The organism is Bacillus sp. EB106-06-01-XG163 (assembly GCF_058791615.1).
This window is the reverse complement of sequence record NZ_JBYTDS010000035.1, coordinates 1-584: the sequence shown is the minus strand read 5'-3', so window position 1 is coordinate 584 and position 584 is coordinate 1. Positions and strand designations below refer to the sequence as shown.

At 42.0% G+C, this 584-nt stretch carries 1 protein-coding gene; it reads right to left on the bottom strand.

Annotated features, from left to right (window positions below; genetic code table 11):
* On the bottom strand, positions 1 to 584 hold a 584-nt coding region (locus tag AC3WTF_RS19270; protein ID WP_492314344.1), incomplete at both ends, for an IS3 family transposase.

Genomic DNA, 584 nt, shown 5'->3' with positions numbered 1-584 from the left:
GATTCGATGGAGGCATTATCAGCGGGCGTCCCTTTGCGGGACATGCTCATGGTAATGCCTTTTGTTTTAACAGCTTTCTGATACTCATAAGATGTATAAACAGAACCTTGGTCACTATGTAACACACAGTTCTCTGGCAGTGCGGGCAGCTGATCAAGTGTGTGTAAGACAAAGTCTGTGTCCTGTCTATCGCCAATCGTAAAAGCAATCACTTCTCCATTGTATAAATCCAATATACTGGAAAGATACAATTGTTTCTGCCCATAAGGCAAATATGTGATATCCGTTACTAGCTTTTCCAGAGGGCGATCAGACTGAAAGTTCCGATCCAATATATTCTCGGCCACGGCATATGGCTGCCCATTCTTCTTGCGCTTTTTCACCTTAACCCGGCATTGCCACTGATTCTTCTGCATAATGCGCTGAACCGTTTTATGATTCATACGCATTCCCTTTTTTAATATGGCTGTGATTTTCCGATAGCCATATCGATACTTGTGTTCTCGGCACAACGTGCCGATTTGTTTTTCTAAATGGTATTTAGGGTTATCTTTCATCAGATTCTTCTTCCAACGATAATAAGA